The sequence below is a fragment of the Serratia plymuthica genome (assembly GCF_018336935.1).
GTDB lineage: Bacteria > Pseudomonadota > Gammaproteobacteria > Enterobacterales > Enterobacteriaceae > Serratia > Serratia plymuthica_B.
Window position 1 is genome coordinate 1307898 of sequence record NZ_CP068771.1, and the last position, 19405, is coordinate 1327302.

Annotated in this window: 18 protein-coding genes; 9 read left to right on the forward strand and 9 right to left on the reverse strand. The window is 58.1% G+C overall.

All coding sequences use genetic code 11. The annotated features are described in order from the left end of the window. Positions 1-86: 86 nt before the first annotated feature. The gene (locus tag JK621_RS06265; protein WP_212559073.1) at positions 87-710 is read left to right on the forward strand and encodes a TetR/AcrR family transcriptional regulator; all 624 of its coding nucleotides are present in this window, start codon (positions 87-89) and stop codon (positions 708-710) included. A 6-nt stretch (positions 711-716) separates the two neighbouring features. On the opposite strand, the gene JK621_RS06270 is transcribed toward JK621_RS06265, so the two are convergent. From JK621_RS06270 to JK621_RS06285, 4 genes are all read right to left on the reverse strand, one after another. Beyond that, complete coding sequence (locus JK621_RS06270; RefSeq protein WP_212559074.1) at positions 717-1277, reverse strand: GNAT family N-acetyltransferase; 561 nt, start codon at positions 1275-1277, stop codon at positions 717-719. 150 nt (positions 1278-1427) lie between these two features. Then, positions 1428-2855 (reverse strand): alkaline phosphatase, encoded by a 1428-nt coding sequence (gene phoA / locus JK621_RS06275; RefSeq protein ID WP_212559075.1) that lies wholly within the window; start codon positions 2853-2855, stop codon positions 1428-1430. Between the two features lie 139 nt (positions 2856-2994). Then, complete coding sequence (locus tag JK621_RS06280; protein WP_212559076.1) at positions 2995-3702, reverse strand: glutathione S-transferase N-terminal domain-containing protein; 708 nt, start codon at positions 3700-3702, stop codon at positions 2995-2997. A 63-nt stretch (positions 3703-3765) separates the two neighbouring features. Then, positions 3766-4449 carry an ArsR/SmtB family transcription factor gene (locus tag JK621_RS06285; RefSeq protein ID WP_212559077.1) on the reverse strand — a complete coding sequence of 228 codons (684 nt, stop codon included), beginning with the start codon at positions 4447-4449 and terminating at the stop codon, positions 3766-3768. Positions 4450-4523: 74 nt separating this feature from the next. On the opposite strand from JK621_RS06285, the gene JK621_RS06290 reads away from it, so the two are divergent. Together JK621_RS06290 and JK621_RS06295 are read left to right on the forward strand one after the other, a co-directional pair. Then, the gene (locus tag JK621_RS06290) at positions 4524-4871 is read left to right on the forward strand and encodes an antibiotic biosynthesis monooxygenase family protein (protein ID WP_212559078.1); all 348 of its coding nucleotides are present in this window, start codon (positions 4524-4526) and stop codon (positions 4869-4871) included. Between the two features lie 196 nt (positions 4872-5067). Further along, on the forward strand, positions 5068-5568 hold the full coding sequence (locus JK621_RS06295) for an AAA family ATPase (protein ID WP_212559079.1): 501 nt from the start codon (positions 5068-5070) through the stop codon (positions 5566-5568). 93 nt (positions 5569-5661) lie between these two features. Here the strand turns inward: JK621_RS06295 and JK621_RS06300 are convergent, their stop codons facing one another. The 3 genes from JK621_RS06300 to JK621_RS06310 all read right to left on the reverse strand — a co-directional run bounded on the left by JK621_RS06300 (position 5662) and on the right by JK621_RS06310 (position 9100). Continuing rightward, positions 5662-6093 carry a hypothetical protein gene (locus JK621_RS06300; RefSeq protein WP_212559080.1) on the reverse strand — a complete coding sequence of 144 codons (432 nt, stop codon included), beginning with the start codon at positions 6091-6093 and terminating at the stop codon, positions 5662-5664. Positions 6094-6126: 33 nt separating this feature from the next. After that, on the reverse strand, positions 6127-7434 hold the full coding sequence (locus JK621_RS06305; protein WP_212559081.1) for an MFS transporter: 1308 nt from the start codon (positions 7432-7434) through the stop codon (positions 6127-6129). Positions 7435-8179: 745 nt separating this feature from the next. Further along, on the reverse strand, positions 8180-9100 hold the full coding sequence (locus JK621_RS06310) for a LysR family transcriptional regulator (protein ID WP_212559082.1): 921 nt from the start codon (positions 9098-9100) through the stop codon (positions 8180-8182). A gap of 91 nt (positions 9101-9191) precedes the next feature. Between JK621_RS06310 and JK621_RS06315 the strand changes: the two genes are divergently transcribed. Together JK621_RS06315 and JK621_RS06320 are read left to right on the forward strand one after the other, a co-directional pair. Next, on the forward strand, positions 9192-10001 hold the full coding sequence (locus tag JK621_RS06315; RefSeq protein ID WP_212559083.1) for an isocitrate lyase/PEP mutase family protein: 810 nt from the start codon (positions 9192-9194) through the stop codon (positions 9999-10001). Positions 10002-10183: 182 nt separating this feature from the next. Then, positions 10184-11776 carry an ABC-F family ATPase gene (locus JK621_RS06320; protein WP_212559084.1) on the forward strand — a complete coding sequence of 531 codons (1593 nt, stop codon included), beginning with the start codon at positions 10184-10186 and terminating at the stop codon, positions 11774-11776. A gap of 53 nt (positions 11777-11829) precedes the next feature. Here JK621_RS06320 and moeB read toward each other — a convergent pair whose 3' ends face one another. Both moeB and moeA read right to left on the reverse strand, forming a co-directional pair. Beyond that, a complete protein-coding gene (moeB, locus tag JK621_RS06325) occupies positions 11830-12585 on the reverse strand; it encodes a molybdopterin-synthase adenylyltransferase MoeB (protein ID WP_212559085.1) in 756 nt (251 codons plus the stop codon). A gap of 2 nt (positions 12586-12587) precedes the next feature. Beyond that, the gene (gene moeA / locus JK621_RS06330) at positions 12588-13826 is read right to left on the reverse strand and encodes a molybdopterin molybdotransferase MoeA (RefSeq protein ID WP_212559086.1); all 1239 of its coding nucleotides are present in this window, start codon (positions 13824-13826) and stop codon (positions 12588-12590) included. A gap of 233 nt (positions 13827-14059) precedes the next feature. Between moeA and JK621_RS06335 the strand changes: the two genes are divergently transcribed. The 4 genes from JK621_RS06335 to gsiB all read left to right on the forward strand — a co-directional run bounded on the left by JK621_RS06335 (position 14060) and on the right by gsiB (position 19402). Beyond that, entirely contained in the window at positions 14060-14596 is a 537-nt protein-coding gene (locus JK621_RS06335) for a DUF924 family protein (RefSeq protein ID WP_212559087.1), read from the forward strand. A 390-nt stretch (positions 14597-14986) separates the two neighbouring features. After that, complete coding sequence (locus JK621_RS06340; RefSeq protein WP_212559088.1) at positions 14987-15943, forward strand: isoaspartyl peptidase/L-asparaginase family protein; 957 nt, start codon at positions 14987-14989, stop codon at positions 15941-15943. Positions 15944-15962: 19 nt separating this feature from the next. Continuing rightward, complete coding sequence (locus tag JK621_RS06345) at positions 15963-17840, forward strand: dipeptide ABC transporter ATP-binding protein (protein WP_212559089.1); 1878 nt, start codon at positions 15963-15965, stop codon at positions 17838-17840. A gap of 23 nt (positions 17841-17863) precedes the next feature. Beyond that, positions 17864-19402, forward strand: coding sequence for a glutathione ABC transporter substrate-binding protein GsiB (gene gsiB / locus JK621_RS06350; RefSeq protein WP_212559090.1), 1539 nt, complete (start codon positions 17864-17866; stop codon positions 19400-19402). The last annotated feature ends 3 nt before the right edge of the window (positions 19403-19405 follow it).

Sequence of the window (19405 nt, forward strand, 5' to 3'; positions counted from 1 at the left end):
CAAATGTGAGTAATGCTCATGTTTTGTAAATATGATAAACCCTCGTATTATTGTCAAGGTAGTTTTTGGTTCAAAGGACGATGCTGATGAATGACAAGCAAAAAAATCCGCCCGCGTTGCGGCGTAAACCCAGCCAGACGCGGAGCCGCGAGAAGGTGGCGCTGATCCTGGATTGCGCCACCGCGCTGATAGCCCAGCAGGGCAGCGATGCGATGCGCATGAGCGAAGTGGCGCAAAATGCCGGTATTTCCATTGGGGCGCTGTATCAGTACTTTCCGGACAAGACCGCTATCGTGCGCGTGCTGGCACAGCGTTATAACCAGGAAGCGCGCGAATGCATTGAGCAGTGTTTAACTCAGGTACAAGACTTTCCTCGACTGATCGAGGCTTTTGGCTGCCTGATTGACGAATATTATGCCCTGTTTATGGCCGAACCCGTCATGCGGGATATCTGGGCGGCGACGCAGGCCAACAAAACGCTGCGCGAAGAAGAGGTGGCGGAAAGCAGGTTGAACGGTGCATTGCTGGCGGCGGCGATACGGCGCTTGCGGCCGCAGGCGGATCCCGTTGCGGTTGAAAATGCCGCTTTTCTGCTGATGCACCTGGGGGAAGCGACGATGCGCCTGGCGGTCAGTACCGGCCCCGACGAGGGCCGCGAACTGGTGGAGAGCTATAAGCAAATGGCGGCGAAGGTGCTGGCAGATGCCTAGAACGCGCTACGGCAGCCTGCGCTGCCACTCTTCGTTCAATAAGGCGTAAATAAACTCGTCGCCCCATTCGCCGTTGAAACGGTCGTTTTGCCGCAGGTGCGCCTCTTTGCGCAGGCCCAGCCGCTCGACCACGCCGATCGAGCCCTGATTGGCGGCATCGAGCCGGGCAAAGATGCGGTGGCAACCTACTTCGCCGAACCCGCGATCGAGCACCGCACGCACCGCCTCTGCGGCATAGCCTTTACCGGCGTAGGCCGGGTTGAAGATATAACCGATCTCTCCTTGCAATGCCGCGCGGTTGGCCAGTTTCAGCAGTACTTCGCCGATCAGTTCCCCGCTGTCTCGCAAGGTGACCGCACAATAAAAAATATCGCCATCCTCACTGAAGCGCGAAGCCACCGCCTGGGCAAGCAGCGCTTCCAGCTGAGCGTCGCTCGGCGTGGGGGCGTACAGATAGCGATAAACCTCCGGCAGGCGGTGATAAGCCGCGTAGGCGCCGAGATCGGCAAGGGTAAAGCGGCGTAGCCGCAGGCGTTCGGTGGTCAATGGCAGGCTAATCAACTTCAAGGGTTCATCCTTTCATCTGGGCGCGTTGGCGCGAAGTGAAGACGCAAGGGGGAATATAGCCGTTAATCGATCATTTTTAACCTGTTAGAGCCGCTTCTCCCCCTGATATTCAGGAGGAGAAGGGACAGCGCGAGCTACCTGGCAACCAACTTACTTAATCGCCATGGCGTCACGCATGGTGTAGAACAGGTCGGTCTGATCGGTCAGGCCCACGATGTTGGCGGCATGCGGACCGTAGGCGGCAACGCGCAACTGGGTGCCGGTGTGTCCCTGAGAGCCTTCTTCCGAATTGCCATAGCTGATGGTCATTGGCGCACCATCTTTGGTGGTCAGCGTTTGCGTCAGGCCTGGGGCTTTGGCATCGACGGCAATAATCTGGCTGGAGTGGGCGTGGTCGGCGGTGACGATCACCAGGGTGTTGCCGTCGGCGCGGGCGAAGGCCAGCGCTTTCTGTACCGCTTCATCCAGATCGACCGTCTCGCCGAACTGGCCGCACGGGTTGGCCTCATGGTCCTGCTTGTCGATCGATGCGCCTTCCACCTGCAAGAAGAAACCGTTCTGCTGGTTTTTCAGCAGGTCTATCGCTTTTTCGGTCATTGCCGCCAGCGTCGGAATGTCGGCCGTACGTGCCGGGTTGTTCTCGCAGGTGACCGCCGGTTGGTCGATATTACCGTGATGCGAGGCTTTCGGGCCCTGCCAGCGCACCGGCATATTGCCGGCGGCAAACAGCCCGAGCAGCGGTTTTTGCTGATTGGCTACGCTGATGGCATTCAGGCCGTCGAGGTTTTCCACCCACTGATAACCCAGTGCGGTTGCCTGGTCTTTCAATGATTTTCCCTGCCATTCGCCGCTTTTCGCCAGCTGATTAAAGGATTTCGCTCCACCGCCCAGCGAGACGTCGGCGCGGGTTTTGAGCAATTGCTCGGTGATCGAGCCACGGCCGCCATTCTCCAGCGCGTTGGTGGCGCATTTTTCGCTGGTTTCTTCCGGGCCGTAACATTTGCGAGAGGTGACATGCGAAACCTGAGCGGCCGGCGTGGCGTCCTGCAGCTCGGCGGTGGAGACGTTGCCGGTGGCTTTACCCGCCGCCTTGGCGATTTCCAGCAGCGTCGGCTGGTCCTTGCCGTTGACGTCAACGCCCAGCGCGCCGTTATAGGTTTTTACGCCGGTTGACCATGCGGTCGCCGAGGCGGCGGAATCCGTCACGTAATCCGGTTTGTGGGTTTTCTTGTCCAGCGAGTAATGGGTGTATTGGCCGGTCAGCGGCAGGGCGTCAATGCCTTTGAAATAGCCGCCCGCGCCTTCTGCGTAGTTGCGCGCCGAGGTGATTTCGGAATCGCCCATGCCGTCGCCGATCAGCAAAATCACGTTTTTGACCGTTTTGTCAGACAGCGAGGCTTTCAGCGCGGCGGTTTGATCGCCGCTCAGACGGCGTGCGCCGCCCGGCTCCGCGATGTTACCGCGCGCCGCGCGCTCGGAAAAACCGACGGTATTGGCCGGTGTTTCATCGGCGAAGGCGGTGGAACAAAGCAGGGCGGATAACACGGCGCCGGCGATCAAAGAAACGGGCTGCAGCATGGGAAAGCTCCTTGTCGTAATAATAAAACATAAATAGCATCATTTTGTTACGCAGGGAGAGTAGTGCAGAGGTGTGACATTTTTATGACGATAAGCGGGGGCGAAAATGGGATAGCCGGCGGCTATCCCAGGCAATAAATTATTCGTTACGCGCGGGAATATTCAGGCCGCGTTGTACTGCCGGGCGCGCCAAACCGCGCTCCAGCCACTGCCCCACCCGTGGGAAACTGTCGAATTCCACCAGTTCGCGCGCCTCGTAGAAACCGATCAGGTTGCGCACCCAGCCCAGCAGCGAAATGTCGGCGATGGTGTAGTCCTCGCCCATGATCCAGTCGCGGCCTTCGAGGCGGCTTTCCAGCACGCCGAGCAGGCGTTTGGATTCATTTTTATAACGCTCCAGCGGGCGTTTATCTTCGTATTCACGCCCGGCGAAGCGGTGGAAGAAGCCGAGCTGGCCGAACATCGGGCCGACCGCGGCCATCTGGAAAAATACCCACTGGATGGTTTCGTAGCTCTGCGCAGGATCCTGCGGCAGGAATTGACCGCTTTTCTCCGCCAGATACAGCAGAATGGCGCCGGATTCGAACAGCGGCAGCGGCTTGCCGCCTGGGCCATCGGGATCGATAATCGACGGGATTTTACCGTTCGGGTTCAGCGACAGAAATTCCGGCGTCCAGGTTTCATTCTTGCCGATATCGATCAGATGCGCTTCATACGGCAGGCCGATTTCCTCCAGCATGATGGAGACTTTTACGCCGTTAGGCGTTGGCAGCGAGTAAAGCTGCAGCCGTTCCGGGTGCTGTGCCGGCCACAATTTGGTGATGGGGAATTGGGTTTGATCGAGCATGAAGAGTCCTCGGGTTGACGGTTTGCCTATTGAGTATTGCACCAAAGCTAACGTGTTGCGGGGTTAAACCGTGAGGTCAAAATGTGCTTTCAGCGCATTCTTGCCGGCGGCGGTGAGCTGCAGCTCGCGGCTATCGAGCCGGCGCCTTATCCAGCCGCGCGCGATAAAAGCGTTCAGCACCGCTGCGCCAAGTGCGCCGCCAAGGTGAGCCTTGCGCTCGCTCCAGTCCAGGCAGCCGCAGGCGAAGCGCCGTCGTGAAGGCGCAGGCGTGCAGTCGACGCCCAACCGCGTCAGGGCCGTCCGCCCCGCGTCGCTCAGCCGGTAGTCTTCATCGCCCGCCAGCCAGGCCAACTGATGCAAACGGTCATGCAGTCTTACCGCCACTTCACCGGCCATATGATCGTAGCAGGTACGGGCGAATTGCAGCGAGGTGGGGGCCGTGCTTTTCACCGTCGGCCGTTCGACGCCGGCCAGTGCCATCAGCGTTTCCAGCGCATCGGCCACCGGCTGCCCCGCCAGGCGGAAATAGCGATAGCGCCCCTGTTTGACGCAGGCGATCAACCTCTGTTCCTGCAAGCGCGCCAAATGCCCGCTGGCGGTAGAGGCGGCGACGTCCACGGCGGCGCTGAGCTCGGTGGCGGTATAGGCGCGCCCGTCCATCAGCAGGCACAACATGCGCGCACGAGTGCGGTCGGCGATAGCGGCGGTCAGTGCCGCCAGGCGATCTTCAATATCGATGTCATTCATAATTCGAGATTAGGCGAAGTATGGCTGTAGGTCCAGCGTCAGGATAGGGGCAATCTTCCTGACAGGAGTTTCCTATGATTGCCGTTATTTTTGAACTGCAGGCCGCCGACGGGCAGCGCGAAACCTATCTTAAGCTGGCGGCAGAGCTAAAGCCGCTGTTGGCGGAGATTGACGGATTTATCTCCATCGAACGCTTTCAAAGCCTGGCCGATCCGCAGCGGTTACTGTCGCTGTCCTTCTGGCGGGATGAGGAGGCGGTAAAACAGTGGCGCAATCTCGAGCAGCACCGGGCTGCGCAGGCGCGTGGCCGCCATGATGTGCTGGCGCAGTATCGCCTGCGGGTAGCTGAGGTGGTGCGCGACTATGGTTTGGAGCAGCGCGATCAAGTGCCGCAGGACAGCTGCGGCTATCACGCAGATTGATGCAAAGCCGGTTTTGCCGTTGACAGCACTCCCGATTTTATTCTATTGATAGTGGATGAACAAAAACCGGCTTGTATTCGCGCAGATTATTATCACCATTCTCAGAGTGGTGGGATAGCGCGTCTCTTTCAAGCCAAAACCCGCCAGTAAGGCGGGGCAATCTCTCCTCCTGCTGGCCATCACCCAGGAGGACGTCATGGAAAATCACCCCCAGGCTGTTTTACATCTGATGTGCGGCAAAGCCGGCTCAGGCAAGTCAACGTTGGCAAACCGCTTGTCGCAGCAGCCACACACGCTGTTGATTGTTGAGGACAGCTGGCTGGCGACGCTGTATGAACAACAGATGGCCGGGTTGCAGGATTACGTCCGCTATTCGGCCCGGCTGCGGCAGGCGTTGAGTGAACACATCGTACAGCTGCTGCGTCATGGGCTGTCGGTGGTGCTCGATTTTCCGATGAACACGCCGGTAAGCCGTCTTTGGGCCAGACAATTGGCGGACGCCGCCGGTGTTGGCCATTGTCTGCATTTTCTGGACGTCAGCGATGTGCAATGCAAGAGCCGGATAAAACTGAGAAACGAGCAGGGCGATCATCCTTTCGTGCTAAGCGAAGACACCTTCGATCTGCTTACCCGCTACTTTGTTTCCCCTGCTGAGGAAGAGCGGCTGACCGTGGTCAGATACGCCGATCATGCCTGAGCCAGCCGTTTGAGCGATGTGGTTTCAAACGCGCTATCGACAGCGACCCGCTCTGCGGTGCAGAGCGGGTGTTATTCCCGCGTTAACGGAAAGCTATGCCAACGCGTTCCAACGCTGCGCAAGCCCCAGCAGATGAACCAGGCCCAGGCAGAGACAAATCAACGAACTTATGACGATGAATCCGTGACTGCGGCCGGTATTGCGCAACGCCAGGGGGCCGGCAACGCCGCGCAACAGATAGATAAACGTGATGAGGCACAACGCGGGGCGCAGCAACGGCAGCGGCGCAATAATGCCGGCACCGGCCAAAGCGTACAGTGCCCAGATAAACAGCACCAGGGCGATACCTGCGGTCACGATGGCCGGAAATTTCTTGCCGGCTTCGGAAGCGCGGATAAAGCGATCGCCGGCGCCGCACAGGCGATATCCGCGCGGCCCCGCCTTGATCACCCAAATATGCACCAGGGCCGCAGTGGCGCTCAGTCCTGCGCCCGTCAGTAATGCCAAATTATAAGGGGTATCCATACTTCTTTTCGCTCCAGGAATAGGACTATTGCGTCAGTTTTTGTGCCGCTCCTTGAACACCCTGGTGGCAATCAGGCTGATAGTCAGCATGCCGGTGACATACCAGGCCGGTGCCATAGGATTGCCGCTGACGTCCAGCAGCCAGGTGACGACCAGCTGCGCCGACCCGCCAAACAGCGTAACGCCGAAGGCATAAATCATCGAGGTGCCGGTAGCGCGTACCTGGCGCGGTAGCGCAGAGACGATCAGCATGGTGCTAGACAGCATATTGATCCCTAAAGCGCCGATCAGCAAGATGCGAAAGAGGATTGCCAGCCACAGATAGTGTGTGGCGCCCAGGAACCAGAATGTGGGATAAATCAGTATCAGGGAGGCAAAGATAGAGAAAAGCAGCGGCCTTTTGTAGTTTTGTACCCGATCGACATAACGGCCGGCGAAATAAACGGCGACGATTTGCACCACGGAGGCAATGCAACTGAAGAGATAGGCGGTCGGCGCGGCAATATGATAGGTCTGCATCATATAGGTCGGCATATACAGCAGCACAATATAAACCATCACGGTGCCGGACATGATGATCAGCATCCCCAGCAGCAGGTCCTTAAAGTGATTGCGCAGCACATCCCAGACCGGGTTGACCGGCGGACGTTCTTGATCCATAACCTCGCCGTTATAGGTTTCTTCCAGGTGTCTACGGATATACACGCCGACGGGAATAATCAGCAGGCCGATGATGAAAGGCACGCGCCAGCCCCAGGAATAGAGGGCTTCTTCCGGCAGAAAATAGGTCAACAGCAGCCCGAAAGAGGCGCCGAGCAAAGCGCTGATACCCTGGCTGATCGCCTGCCAACTGACAAAGAACCCGCGCTGATTGGCTCCGGCCGACTCCAGAAGCAGGGTGGTTGCCGACCCTACTTCACCGCCGGCGGCAAAGCCCTGAATTAAGCGCCCGGCCACGATCAGCATCGGCGCGAAAATGCCAATTTGCGCATGAGTGGGGGCAAAGGCGATCAGCGCGGTGCCGACGCCCATCAGGACAATGGTCATTAACATCGCAGCCTTACGGCCGACCCGATCGGCGTAGGCACCCAACACCATGCTGCCTAGCGGACGCATAATAAAACCAACGCCAAACACGGCCACCGACATTAATAAAGAACCGTAGGCCGTATCGCTGGGGAAATACAGTTTTCCGATAATGGCAGCGAAGAAGCTGTAAACGGTAAAGTCGAAAATCTCCAGTCCATTACCGAGACTGGCACCCAAGATGATTTTATAATTTATCGTTTTCTTGTCGATCGTCCGTTTCTCGGATAATCCGTTTTCAACAGTGTTCGTCATTATCTCTATCTCTCTCGATGGGTGGCATGTTTTTATTGTTAAAGTTTCACCAGTGATACCTGAGGGATGCTGTTTGTTGCGTTCACACTATTGCAACCTCTTGTTTACATATACTTGTATGTACAATTATATGCAATACAGGTTTCTCGTGGCGTAAAACCGGATAATAATCAACTTAATTAATTGTTTATTAAATAGTTTGTTTTGTGTCTGGTCAGGGTGTTACCCCTGACTGATTGACGATTTAGTGACCTGCCACACACAAAGGATCCGATTCCTTGTGGGTTTTAAGAGGTGAATCACAATTTTAATCGTAGAGTGGGATCTAGGGTGATGAGGTTCTGCCGTAGCAATAAAAATGGCTACTCGACCTGAAGGAGAGAGTAAAGGCAACGCATTTACTTAATCTACGGGAATAATGGTTTATCACCCGCAGGCTGAGGTTATTTTTTTGTTGAGATGTTTAACGTAAATATTGTCTCTCTCTATCGCTCAGGTGATAAATTCGATGATTTTTTAGGCCTGTCTGTGAGTGATTAATATTTTGTGTAAATTTAATTTATTTAAATAATCGTAGTGGTGAATACAAATGTGTTTTCGCGCGCGCAGGCAGGGATACGCGTCATCCAGGATATTAAGGCGTCTCGAACCAGGCTTGCTGTGCCCCGATGCCGGTACAGGCTTTGTGCCCGTCATGCAAAAGGCGGGGCTATCGAAGGTTGTGGCCAAGCCCCGCTGATTTTTCTTAAACTGCTGTTTTGTGCGTTTGCAGGCAAGGTTCCTGTTGCCATCTCAGGGTCAGGAAATCGACTAACGCCCGCGCTGCCGGCCCCACCGGCCCCGGCGGGTAAACGGAATAAACCCCGGTTTCTCTCCCTGTCCATTGCGGCAGCAGTTGCACCAATTCCCCCAAACGTATCGATTCGGCCATCGTCACGGCGGAATGAAATGCGATGCCTTGGCCGTCGATACAAAATTGTTTGACCGCATCGCCATTATCCGCCCGCATTCGGCCCTTGGGCTGAAACATTATTTCTCCCTGGGGCCCGAACAGGCGCCAGTTCTCGCCGTCGTGGCTCGCCGTCGAGACCAGGCATTGATGCTGCCGCAGTTCCTCAAGCGTTGTCGGTATGCCGTGCCGTTGCAGATAATGCGGTGAGGCGACCAGGATCCGCCGGTTGTCGAGCAGCTTGCGTGCCACCAGGCTTGAATCCGGTAGCCGGCCAATGCGAATAGCGACTGCCACGCGTTCCGCAACAATGTCGACATAACGATCGGTCATCAGCAGGTCTATTCGCAGTTGGGGATACTGCGTCATAAATGCCGCCAGATGCGGCGCGACGTGCAGGCGGCCAAACGACAGCGACGTGCTGACACGCAACGTTCCCTGTGGCTGGCTTTGCTCATCGCGCATTCGCTCATAGGCCATTCTCAATTGTTCCAGGGCGGCGCTGCAGTCCGTGAAGTAGCGCTGGCCGGCGTCGGTCAGCGACATCGCCCGGGTGGTGCGGTTGATAAGCAACATATCAACCTGTTGTTCAAGCTTTTTGACCAGGCGACTGACGGCAGAAGGCGTCATATTCAGCGCTTGTGCCGCTCTGACGAAGCTCTGATGTTCTGCCACGGCGACAAAGGCTTTTACCAGTTGCAGGGAAGGCTCTTCCATTCGTTCTCCTGGGGAATGAATGTCTGAAATTTGTGGCTATTATCATCCAAATTGGCAGTGGTTAGAATGGGTTTTTTATCGGGAGAACCTTATGGATACTCACAATAACGCCGTCGTTTTTGCCAATCTGCACCGCCAGCCACACCCATTGCGCCTGCCCAATGCCTGGGACGCCGGCAGCGCATTGTTGATTGAAAGCCTCGGCGCCGCAGCGATCGCCACGACCAGCGCCGGTGTCGCATGGTCGCTGGGCTATCGCGATGGCGACAGGTTGCCGTTAGCCCCGCATCTGGCGAGCATTGCGGCGATCGCGCGCGTCATTAAAGTGCCGCTCAGCGTGGATATCGAAAGTGGCTACCCGGATGAGGAAGGCAGCCTGGAAAGCCGGGTGGCGCGCTTTATTGACGCCGGTGCGGTGGGCGTCAATATTCAGGATGGGGCGGATTCGCCGCAGATCTTGTGCGAGAAAATCACCCAGGTGCGCAATGTCGCGGAGCGCATGGGGGTTAAACTTTATATCAATGCGCGCACGGACGTTTATGCGCGCAGCCTGGTCCCTGCCGCCATGCGCGTCAGTGAAACGCTGAGTCGAGCCAAGAGCTACCACGAGGCGGGGGCTGATGGGTTGTTTGTTTTGGGCGTGACGGATCCGGAAGAGATCCGTAAAATTGCCGGCCAAACCGATCTGCTGCTTAATGTGATCGCCTGGCCCGGTCTTTTGCCGGCGGAGCAACTTGCCGCGCTTGGCGTACGTCGGGTGAGCGTCGGCTCATGGATCCCGCAAAGCCTGTGGACGCACACCGCCAGATTGGCGGCAGGTTTTCTGGCCGATGGCAGTTCCGAACCGCTGTTCGGTGACGCAGCGCCTTACTCGCGCATCAACGGCTGTTTTCCCGATTAACGAGTCAGCTTGCCGGATGGGGGATTATCGCATTCGGCATGTTGGTGGGCGGGGCGGTTCCTTACCCGGCCAATCGCCGCACCTTTGCTCAAATTGTCACCGAAACTTCCCGCGATCTCTGTTGCCCGTTATGGCATAATGCGCGCCAAATCACATTCCCAATGATATGAAGAGCGAGCGCTGTGTTAAGCACTAACAACATCACTATGCAGTTTGGCAGTAAGCCGTTGTTTGAAAACATCTCCGTTAAGTTTGGCGGCGGTAACCGCTACGGTTTGATCGGGGCCAACGGCTGCGGCAAATCCACCTTTATGAAAATTCTGGGCGGCGATCTGGTGCCGAGCGGCGGCAACGTGTTCCTCGATCCGAACGAACGCCTGGGCAAACTGCGTCAGGATCAGTTCGCTTTCGAACAATACAGCGTGCTGGACACCGTCATCATGGGCCACCACGAGCTGTGGGCGGTGAAGGAAGAGCGCGACCGCATTTACGGTCTGGCCGAAATGAGCGAAGAAGACGGCTATAAAGTGGCCGATCTGGAAGTGGCTTACGGCGAGATGGACGGTTACACCGCAGAAGCGCGCGCCGGCGAACTGCTGCTTGGCGTAGGCATCCCGGTTGAACAGCATTACGGCCCGATGAGCGAGATCGCGCCGGGCTTCAAACTGCGCGTATTGCTGGCACAGGCGCTGTTTTCCGATCCGGAAATCCTGCTGCTCGACGAACCGACGAACAACCTGGACATCGATACCATTCGCTGGCTGGAGCAGGTGCTGAACGATCGTAACAGCACCATGGTCATCATTTCGCACGACCGTCACTTCCTGAACATGGTCTGTACTCACATGGCGGATCTGGACTACGGCGAACTGCGCGTTTATCCGGGTAACTACGACGAATACATGACTGCGGCCACTCAGGCGCGCGAGCGTCTGGTCGCGGACAACGCCAAGAAGAAGGCACAAATTAGCGAACTGCAGTCGTTCGTGAGCCGCTTCAGCGCCAACGCCTCCAAATCCAAGCAGGCGACGTCTCGCGCCCGCCAGATAGACAAGATCCAACTGGAGGAAGTGAAGGCTTCCAGCCGTCAGAACCCGTTCATCCGTTTTGATCAGGACAAGAAACTGTTCCGTAACGCGCTGGAAGTGGAAGCGCTGAGCAAAGGTTTCGATAACGGCCCGCTGTTCAGCAAGTTCAACCTGATGGTTGAAGTCGGCGAGAAAGTGGCGGTGCTGGGCCCGAACGGTATCGGTAAATCCACCCTGCTGAAAACGCTGGTGGGCGACGCTCAGCCGGACAGCGGCAGCGTGAAGTGGTCCGAAAACGCCAAGATCGGTTACTACGCTCAGGATCACGAATACGAGTTCGATGATACCCTGACGGTGTTCGACTGGATGAGCCAGTGGAAGCAGGAAAAAGACGACGAGCAGGCGGTGCGCAGCGTGCTGGGCCGTTTGCTGTTCAGCCAGGACGACATCAAGAAGAAAGTTAAGGTGCTGTCCGGTGGTGAAAAGGGCCGTATGCTGTTCGGCAAGCTGATGATGCAGCGCCCTAATATTCTGGTTATGGATGAACCAACCAACCACCTGGATATGGAATCCATCGAATCGCTGAACATGGCGCTGGAAATGTACGAAGGTACGTTGATCTTCGTCTCCCACGACCGTGAGTTCGTCAGCTCGCTGGCGACGCGCGTGCTGGAAATGACGCCGACCAAGGTTATCGACTTTACCGGCAACTACGAAGACTATCTGCGTAGCCAGGGTATCGTTTAAGTACGAAGAGCGAAAAAGCAGGGCGGGAATTATCCCGCCCTTTTTTGTCTCCGTTATTCTCCGCCGCACACCTCGCACTGCGGGTTTTTCGGCAACTTCATCTCGCGGAACTGCATCGTCATGGCGTCGAACATCAGCAGTTTTCCGGTGAGAGGTTGGCCGTAATGCGTCAACAGCTTAATCGCTTCCAGAGCTTGCAGCGTGCCGATAGTGCCCACCAGCGGTGCCATAACCCCAGCCTCGACGCAGGTCAGGGCGTTTTCGCCGAATAACCGGCTCAGGCAGCGGTAGCAGGGCTCGTCCGGCTGGTAGGTAAATACGCTGAGCTGCCCCTCCATGCGGATCGCCGCGCCGGAAACCAGCGGTTTGCGTTGCGCATGGCACTGGCGGTTGAGCAGATCGCGTGTCGCTACGTTGTCGGTACAGTCCAGCACCAGATCGCAGGCGGCAATGTGCTCCGCCATTTGTTCGTCGCTCAACTGCCCGTCCAGGGTATCAATATGGATATGCGGATTGATGGCGCTGAGCTCGAGTCGAGCCGATTCGACCTTCGTCATGCCAAGACGCGCATCGCGATGCAGGATCTGGCGTTGCAGGTTGGAGAGGGCGACGGTGTCGAAATCAACCAGCGTCAGCTGGCCGACGCCCGCCGCGGCCAGGTAAGGCGCAGCAGCGCAACCCAGCCCGCCAAGGCCGACAATCAGCACTCGAGCGGCCTTCAGCTTTTCCTGGCCGTCGAAGTCAAAGCCGCGCAGGATAATCTGGCGGTTATAGCGCAGCATTTCGGCGTCGGTTAATTCCGGCAGCATGTTCAGCTCCTCAGCAAGTTGTTGAATGGCTCGATTTCCACCATTTCGCCAACCGCCACGGAACCGCGTTCGCGCTCCAGCACGATGAAACAGTTACCCTGGCTGAACGAACTGAATACGTGCGAGCCCTGATGGCCGGTGGTGCTCACTTCCAACTCGCCCTGGGCATTGCTGCCAAACACGCCGCGCTGGAAATCAAGACGACCCGGCGCCTTCTTCAGCGGTGTCAATGCGCGTGCGCGCAGGCGTGGTGGCAGACGCCATTCGCCGTGGCCGGCCAGTTTTGCCAGCAACGGCTGCACCAACTGGTAGAAGGTCAGGGCGGCGGAAACCGGGTTACCCGGCAGGCCGCAGAACCAGGCGTGCTTCAGCTTGCCAAACGCGAAGGGTTTGCCGGGTTTGATTGCCAGTTTCCAGAAACTGACCTCGCCCAACTCATCGAGCATTTGTTTGGTGTAGTCGGCTTCACCCACCGACACGCCGCCGCTGCTGATCACGACGTCAGCCTGGCTGTCCGCCTGCTCGAAGGCGGCGCGCAGCGCATTTTGGTCATCACGGATAATGCCCAGATCGAGAGTCTCGCAGCCCAATTGTTCGAGCATCAGGCGTACCGCAAAGCGGTTGGTGTCATAAATCTGCCCGGCCTCTAGCGGCTGGCCTACCGGTTGCAACTCGTCGCCGGTGGAGAACACCGCGACCTTCAACTTGCGGATCACCAGCACCTCGGCGACGCCGAGCGAGGCCAGCAGCGGCAACTGCGCGGCGCCCAGTTTGACGCCGGCCGGCAACACGCCGGCGCCCTGTTGAATATCTTCTCCCGCCAAACGGATGTTTTGCCCGGCGCGCACTACGGCATTGAAGCGAACGCCGGCATCGCTCACCTCAGCCTGCTCTTGCATGATCACCGCCTCGGCGCCGGTTGGGATCGGCGCGCCGGTCATGATGCGTACGCAGGTGCCGGCCGGCCAGTCGCCGTTGAACGGCGCACCGGCAAAGGCTTTGCCTGCGACCGGAAGCGGGGCGTTGGCATGCAGGTCTGCGATACGTACCGCATAACCGTCCATGGCCGAATTGGCGAACGGCGGCACGTCGATCGGTGAAATCACCGGCGCGGCGGTAATGCGGCCGGCGGCGGCGTTCAGGGGGATGGATTCGGTCTGCTGCAGAGGGGAGAGTTGGCCGAGCATCTTCTCCAACGCCTGCTCAAGGGAGATGAGATCGGAAGTATGGCAATGATCCATAAAGGGAACTCCGTAATCAGGGTGCGCGAAAAACAGCGGCAAAGTGGGAGTATTATGGCAGATAACGCCGAAGGGGAGAACGGGTACGCCCGCCGTCTTTCACGCCGCGGCGTTGTTGGCGGCGCCCGGACGGATTGACCGCCCCAGGACGGTCCCGACCCATGCCTGAGCATGAGCGGGCTGCAACTTGAAAGCCGCAGGGTATAGACTGAGTAAAACAAGGGAGAAAGGTGATGCATAAACAGGTCATAGACTTCTGGTTCGAGGAAATCGATCCGGTGATGTGGTTCAAGAACGACGATGAGTTCGACCGCGACTTGCAGGTACGTTTTGGCGAATTGTGGCACGCGGCGGCGGCGGGGGAATTGGCGCACTGGCGCGACACCATCGAAGGCCGGTTGGCTGAGGTGATCGTGCTCGATCAGTTCAGCCGCAATCTGTATCGGGGAACACCCCGGGCATTTTCCAGCGACTGCATGGCGCTGGTGCTGGCGCAAGAGGCGATCCGCTCCGGGCAATGTGCACAGCTCAGCCGCGAACAGCGCGGCTTTCTCTATTTACCCTTTATGCATTCGGAATCGGCGGTAATTCATCAGCAGGCACTGGCGCTGTATACCGAACTGAATAATGGCGATCAGTTGGAATTTGAATTACGGCATAAGGCGATCATTGATCGTTTTGGCCGTTATCCGCACCGTAATGCGATATTAGGCCGGGTCAGCACGCCGGAGGAAGAAGCATTTTTATTGCTGCCGGGATCGGGGTTCTGAATATTGATTATCTGCGTTCAACCGGCGAACACACAGCAGGTTGAACGCTAAGCGGCTATTTATCCAGAGCGATCGGCTGAGGTTTTCAACAAAAATCCCAGCCGCTGTTTCCGCGCTGATGCGTTGGGCTAACCTTCTGTTTTTATTCCATTAAGCTATTTCAATGTGCGAAATAATCTAAGCGGACTACGCTAAATGCTGAGCGGTGACTTTATGCTTTACTTCGATAGCCAGGCTAAATATAGTCGAAAAAAGTCAGAATAATAATTATACCCGTCGTATTTCAAGCATACCTGGGGTCTCCTGAACCGGCTGCCTGGCTGCGACTTGAAATCCATAGGGTATAGGCGTCTTGGAAAAAGGTTGGGTTTAACACAGGGTGTCAGGCAAATGAGCAAACCAGTGATTGCCATTCATGGTGGCGCGGGCGCAATTACCCGTGCGGCGCTGAGTGCTGAAAAAGAACAAGCGTATATTCAGGCGCTGTCCTCTATTGTCGCCGCCGGTCAGCATATTTTGGCCCAGGGCGGCAGCGCGCTGGATGCGGTCACCGAGGCCGTCAGGCTGCTGGAAGAGTGTCCGCTCTTCAACGCCGGAAAAGGCTCGGTGTTTACTCACCAGGGCACCCACGAACTGGATGCCTGCGTGATGGACGGGCACACCTGCGACGCCGGTGCCGTAGCCGGGGTCAGCCGCATTCGCAATCCGATTTTGGCCGCCCGTGCGGTATTGGAAAACAGCCCGCATGTGCTGTTCGCCGGCGAGGGCGCAGAAAAATTCGCCGCCGCCCACGGCCTGGAAATGGTTACCCCCGATTTCTTCTTTACCCAGGAACGTTTTGATCAACTGCACCGCGCCCAGGCGGAGCAGGGCCGGGTGCTGCTCGATCACGACGGCGCGGCGCAGGCCACCGATCCGATAGACCCCGATCGTAAATTCGGCACCGTAGGTGCGGTAGCTCTGGACGCATTAGGCAATCTGGCGGCCGCCACCTCAACCGGCGGCATGACCAATAAACAGGCCGGCCGGATAGGCGATACGCCGATCATCGGCGCCGGCTGCTATGCGAACAACGCCACGGTGGCGATCTCCAGCACCGGCACCGGCGAAATATTCATGCGCGGTGTGGTGGCTTACGACGTCTCTGCATTGATCGAATACGCCGGTCTGAGCCTGCAACAGGCCTGCGACCGGGTGGTGATGGAAAAATTGCCGGCAATGGGCGGCAACGGCGGGCTGATCGCCATCGACCGCCACGGCAACGTGGTCCTGCCTTTCAACAGCGAAGGGATGTACCGCGGGTTTGGTTATGTCGGCGATGCGCCGTCCATAGGGATTTATCGCTAACCGATCACCAGGAGGGTGCATGACCGATACTGCAATGCCGCCTGCGGCTGACTCTGCGTTATTTCTGCCACCACAGCGCGTACTGTCGGTGCGCAATCTTGGCATCCGGTTCAACCAGCAAGGCGACACCGTCGAGGCGGTGCGCAACCTGTCATTTGACATCGATCGCGGTGAAACGCTGGCGATCGTCGGCGAGTCCGGCTCGGGCAAATCCGTGACTTCTCTGGCGTTGATGCGGCTGGTTGAGCAGGGCGGCGGCGCTATCGTCAGCGGCGCTATGCCGTTTCGCCGGCGCAACGGCGAAGTGCTGGATCTGGCGCGAGCGCGTCAGAGCACCTTGCGCACCCTGCGCGGCGCCGATATGGCGATGATTTTTCAGGAGCCGATGACGTCGCTGAACCCGGTGTTTCCGGTCGGCGAGCAGATCGCCGAGTCTCTGCGGCTGCATCAGGCGATGGGCGGCCGCGCCGCGAAACAAGAAGCCTTGCGCATGCTCGATCTGGTGCGCATTCCCGAAGCCAAAGAGGTGCTTAACCGTTATCCGCACCAGCTTTCCGGCGGTATGCGCCAGCGGGTGATGATCGCCATGGCGTTATCTTGCAAACCCGCGCTGCTGATTGCCGACGAGCCGACCACCGCGCTGGACGTCACCATTCAGGCGCAAATCTTGCAGCTGATTCGCGTGTTGCAGCAGGAAATGCAGATGGGGGTGATTTTCATCACCCACGATATGGGCGTAGTGGCGGAGATTGCCGACCGGGTGCTGGTGATGCATCAGGGCGAGCAAGTGGAGCAAGGGCCGGTGCGCGATCTGTTCGCCGCGCCGCAACAGCCCTACACTCGGGCGTTGCTGGCGGCAGTACCCAGACTGGGCTCGATGGCAGATAAAGACTTCCCGGCCAAATTCCCGCAGCCCAACGGCGAAGACAATGGGCTGCCTCAGGATACCGTGCCGCCAGGCGCCGCACCTATCCTGCGGGTGGAAAACCTGGTCACGCGCTTTGATCTGCGCAGCGGTATTTTCAACCGCGTCACCCGTCGGGTACACGCGGTGGAAAACGTCAGTTTTGATCTCTACCCCGGCGAAACGCTGGGGCTGGTGGGGGAGTCCGGCTGCGGCAAATCCACCACCGGCCGTTCGCTGTTAAAGCTGGTGGACAGCCAGCGCGGCACCATCACCTTCGACGGCCGCCAGATAAACCGACTGAAAGGTTCGGCGTTGCAGCACCTGCGGCGCGATATCCAGTTTATCTTCCAGGATCCTTACGCTTCGCTGGATCCGCGGCTGACCGTCGGTTTCTCGATTATGGAGCCGCTGCTGGTGCATAACGTGGCGCGCGGCAAGGCGGCAGAGGAGCGCGTGGCCTGGTTGCTGGAGCGCGTAGGGCTGAAACCCGAGCATGCGCGGCGTTACCCGCATGAATTTTCCGGTGGCCAGCGGCAGCGTATTTGCATTGCGCGTGCGCTGGCATTGAACCCGAAGGTGGTGATCGCCGACGAGTCGGTGTCGGCGCTTGACGTGTCGATTCAGGCGCAGATCGTCAATTTATTGCTCGACTTGCAGCGTGAGCTCGGCATCGCATTCTTGTTTATCTCGCACGATATGGCGGTGGTGGAACGTATTAGCCATCGTGTGGCGGTCATGTACCTCGGCCAGATCGTCGAAATTGGCCCGCGCCGGGCGGTATTCGACAATCCGCAGCACGCTTACACCCGCAAGCTGATGGCGGCGGTGCCGGTGGCCGACCCGGCGCATGTCCATAAACGCCAACCGTTGTTGGTGGATGAAATCCCCAGCCCGATCCGCACGCTGGGCGATGAACCCGTTACCGCACCGCTGGTACAGGTTGGGCCGGGGCACTTTGTTGCCCGCCACCCGATCGCCGGTGCTTATTAAAGACCTCAGGAGAGACAAGCGACATGAAGCACACATTCAAACGTAATGCGTTGGTGGCCGCCGTGCTGCTGGCGGCGGTGGGCGCAGGCCCGGCCTGGGCGGCGAAGGATGCGGTGATTGCCGTGGCTTCCAACTTCACCACGCTGGACCCGTACGATGCCAACGACACGCTGTCTCAGGCGGTGGCCAAGTCTTTCTATCAGGGGCTGTTCGGCTTTGATAAAGATATGAAGCTGGTTAACGTACTGGCGGACAGCTACGAGGTGAGTAAAGACGGGCTGACTTATACCCTCAAGCTGCATCCGGGGGTGAAATTCCACGACGGCACCGAGTTCAACGCCGAAGCGGTGAAGGTGAACCTGGATCGCGCCAGCAACCCGGACAACCATCTCAAGCGTTACAACCTGTTCAAGATGATCGACAAAACCGAAGTGGTGGACGCCAATACGGTGAAAATCGTGCTGAAGGCGCCGTTCTCGGCCTTTATCAACAACCTGGCGCACCCGGCGGCGGCGATCATTTCCCCGGCGGCGCTGAAGCAGTATGGCAAAGACATTGGTTTCCATCCGGTGGGCACCGGGCCGTATCAGTTCGTCACCTGGAATCAGACCGATTTCGTCAAGGTGAAGAAGTTCGACGGCTATTGGAAACCGGGGTTGCCGAAGCTCGACAGCATCACCTGGCGCCCGGTCGTGGACAACAACACCCGTGCGGCGATGCTGCAAACCGGCGAAGCGACCTTCGCCTTCCCGATCCCTTACGAGCAGGCCAAGGTGCTGGAAGGCAATGCCAAGCTCGACGTGGTGGCGGCACCGTCGATCCTGCAACGTTATATCAGCCTGAACGTCACTCAGAAGCCGTTCGACAATCCTAAGGTGCGCCAGGCGTTGAACTACGCCATCAACAAGGATGCGCTGATCAAAGTGGCGTTCTCCGGCTATGCGGTGCCGGCGGAGGGCCCGGTACCGCCGGCGATCGACTTCGCTACCCGCTACAAGCCGTGGCCGTACGATCCGGTCAAGGCGCGCGAACTGCTGAAAGAGGCCGGTTACCCGAACGGTTTCACCACCACGTTGTGGTCTTCGCATAATCACAGCACCGCGCAGAAAGTGCTGCAGTTTGCCCAGCAGCAACTGGCGCAGGTTGGGGTGAAAGTGACGGTGACCGCGATGGACGCCGGCCAACGTGCCGCGCAGGTGGAAAGCGTCGGGGTGAAAGACACCGGCGTGCGCATGTTCTATACCGGCTGGTCGGCGTCGACCGGCGAGGCGGATTGGGCGCTGTCGCCGCTGTTCTCCACCCAGGCTGCGCCGCCCAAGCAGTTCAACACCGCGTTTTACAGCAACCCGCAGGTGGACAAGGATCTGACCGGCGCGCTGGCGACCACCGATCGCGCCGAGAAGCAAAAACTCTACAAGGATGCGCAGGACCGGATCTGGGCCGACGCGCCGTGGATTTTCCTGGCGACAGAGCGCCTGCTGTCGGCCAACAACAAACAGCTGAGCGGTTTCTATGTGATGCCGGATACCTCGTTCAACTTTGATAATGCCGATCTCAAATAAGGC